General features: G+C 53.0%; 3 protein-coding genes. 1 reads left to right on the forward strand and 2 read right to left on the reverse strand.

What is annotated here, in order from left to right:
• Both D5S03_RS09425 and D5S03_RS09430 read right to left on the reverse strand, forming a co-directional pair.
• On the reverse strand, nucleotides 1-416 hold a 416-nt coding region (locus D5S03_RS09425; RefSeq protein ID WP_287043668.1), incomplete at its 3' end, for a tetraacyldisaccharide 4'-kinase.
• Nucleotides 417-563: 147 nt separating this feature from the next.
• On the reverse strand, nucleotides 564-962 hold the full coding sequence (locus tag D5S03_RS09430; protein WP_287043669.1) for a Ros/MucR family transcriptional regulator: 399 nt from the start codon (nucleotides 960-962) through the stop codon (nucleotides 564-566).
• 574 nt (nucleotides 963-1,536) lie between these two features.
• Here D5S03_RS09430 and D5S03_RS09435 point away from each other — a divergent pair.
• Nucleotides 1,537-2,902, forward strand: a 1,366-nt coding sequence (locus D5S03_RS09435; protein WP_287043670.1) for a transketolase family protein, incomplete at its 3' end; no start/stop codon positions are given.

Genomic DNA, 2,902 nt, shown 5'->3' on the forward strand with positions numbered 1-2,902 from the left:
AAATGCCTCAAAGCCCACCCGGCAGCCCTTTTGCGGCTGGGATCAACCACCACCCGCAAGCGTCCGGGTATTTGCGCAAGCATCAGGGGCTCATCTCCGCAGCAGCCGGGATCATCCAGGGGATGTACCGGATGCGGGTAATGCGGCGGCCTGGCCTTGTACCCCCTGCTCAAAAGAACCGGTCTTTGACCCCATGCCAACAGGTGCTTCAAAAGAAAGGCGCAGACCGGCGTTTTGCCCGTGCCCCCCATATTGATGTTGCCTACCGACACCACCGGCACCGGAGCAGTCCAGGCCCGCCTGAGCAGATAGTGCTGCCTGAGGCACATGGCCCGGGCATAAATTAGAGACGCCGCATGCACAGCCCTGTCCCCAGCATTTTTCAATAGGCCCGATCCCGGCAACCACTCCGGCAAAACCTGCCCCCTTTCAGATGTTACTGCAATAAGTCAAAACGCAGACAGCAAGCTTGAATTGAAGACTGCTGACTCTTTGATTTTTCTGTCCTGAGTCATCTGATTTCTGTCTTCTTGCCCCTGGAAAAAAGAATTTTTGCCAAGGCCTTAGGCCCGGGCCTGTCTTTTTTTCCAGAGCTGCATCTCCTGCATTCTCTTACGCCTGTTTCTGGTCAGGGACCTGGCCACCAGAGAGGTATTTTTTTTGTATCCCCATTTGGCCTTGTATTCCTCAGGGGTCATGCCGTGCTTGCCCAGATGCTTTTTCGTAAGAATCCTGAATGACTTGCCGCATTCCAGGCAAAGGATGCTTTTCTCCCGGATAGCCCTGGCCGGATCCACCCCTGGTGCCGCGCTTTGGGAGGCTGCCCCCGGCATTTCCCTGGCCGTTTCCCTTATACCCCGGGAAAGCGCCAGGATCATGGCACTCATCTCCTCTTCAGTCATATTACGCACGCTGGCCTGAGCCTTAACAATCTCCAGAGCCTCTTTTAAGTATTCTTCCATATCAAAAACCTCCTGATAAACAAAACACTTACGTGCCATGTCTTTCAAAACCCCGGGCAAAGACCCAGTGCCCCGAAAGCTGAAAAACACCTTGCCGTCGTGATTTCATTTGCACCACTCAGGCTTGAGCCTCTTGCTGCTAAGGCTTTTCTCAAGTACAAGGCATCTTATTTGCTGCTTTATTTTAAGAAAGACAATATTTATCAAGGCCTGTTATGAACCACAAGAAAACAGCAGTCTATGCAGAATGAGAATTAATTCTGCATCAAAATTAAGCAAAAGTAAACCCAGAAGCCACCACTTCAAAACACTGCATTGTATATAACCAATATGAATATTTTGTCTTGTAAAATTAAGAACAATCGCTTCCGGACTTAAAGTTTATAATCTTCACACTAATGACAAATACAACTTAAATGGATTGCTGCTGACTTTGAGCTTGCTCCAGAGTTCTTTTGAGAAACCCATAAAAGCTTACCGAATTTCTTTCCCCCCGAATCCGGATGTTGAAATTTGTTCCGGAGTTTTTTAAGGAGCAACGAGCAACCCCGAAAACCTCAAACAAGGAGCCGAAATGTCCACCAGCAAGGATCTAGCAACCGCTATTCGTGTACTTAGCATGGACGCAGTCCAGAAAGCCAAGTCCGGACACCCTGGCGCCCCCATGGGCATGGCTGACATGGCTGTACCCTTATGGCAGGAAATACTGGCCCACAACCCTGCCAACCCCAAATGGCCTGACCGGGACCGCTTCGTACTCTCCAACGGCCACGCCTCCATGCTTCTTTACTCCTTGCTTCACCTTACCGGTTACGATCTGAGCATAAACGATCTGCGCAACTTCCGCCAGCTCCATTCCAAGACCCCCGGACACCCCGAATACGGCGTCACCCCCGGAGTGGAGACCACAACCGGCCCTCTGGGCCAGGGTCTGGCCAACGCCGTGGGCATGGCTCTGGCCGAATCCATTCTGGCGGCACGCTTCAACCGGGAGAATCTGGATATTGTCAACCACTATACTTACACCTTTCTGGGCGACGGCTGTCTCATGGAGGGGATCTCCCACGAGGCCTGCTCCCTGGCCGGCACGCTGGGGCTGGGCAAACTCATCGCCCTTTACGACGACAACGAAATTTCCATCGACGGTCAGGTCTCTGGTTGGTTCACCGAGGACATTCCTTCCAGGTTCACTGCCTACGGCTGGCATGTCATCTCCGGGGTGGACGGGCATGATCAGGAGGAAGTCAAAAACGCCATCCTGGAAGCCAGGAATGAAACCCGGCGGCCAAGTCTCATCTGCTGCAAAACCGTCATTGGCCACGGGGCACCCAATCTCTGCGGCAGTGCCGACTGCCATGGAGCACCTCTGGGTGACGGGGAAATCCAGGCTGCCAGGGCCAACCTGGGCTGGGAACATCCTGCCTTTGAAATACCTGAATACATTTATCAGGCCTTTGACTGCCGTAAACGCGGTGCCCGCCTGGAAAAAGAATGGAACAGCAAATTCGCAGAGTACCAGGCGGCATACCCGGAACAATCCCGCGAATTTCTACGCTGTATTGCCGGAGATTTGCCCGGCAACCTGGATCAGACCGTCTCGGAGATGCTAAAAAATTTTGACCAGGACAAACAGCCCCTGGCCACGCGCAAAGCCTCACACAAAATCATTGACATCCTTACAGCAGAACTTCCGGAAATGCTTGGCGGTTCCGCCGATCTCACCGGTTCCAACAAGACCATGCGCACCGGAGCCAGACCGGTATCCAAAAAAAACAAAGACGGTGACTATATATATTACGGGGTACGCGAGTTCGCCATGGGGGCCATCATGAACGGCCTTGCCCTGCACGGCGGCTTTATCCCCTTTGGCGGAACATTTCTGGTATTTTCCGACTACTCCCGCAACTCCCTGCGCATGGGGGCCATGATGGGGCTTCGCT

Source organism: Desulfonatronospira sp. MSAO_Bac3 (assembly GCF_003838035.1).
In the GTDB taxonomy this organism is placed as follows: Bacteria; Desulfobacterota; Desulfovibrionia; order Desulfovibrionales; family Desulfonatronovibrionaceae; genus Desulfonatronospira; species Desulfonatronospira thiodismutans.

What these genes read in the sequence shown, in the direction of transcription:
- D5S03_RS09430 (WP_287043669.1), bottom strand. Translation starts at nt 962, where the DNA reads ATGGAAGAATACTTAAAAGAGGCTCTGGAGATTGTTAAGGCTCAGGCC.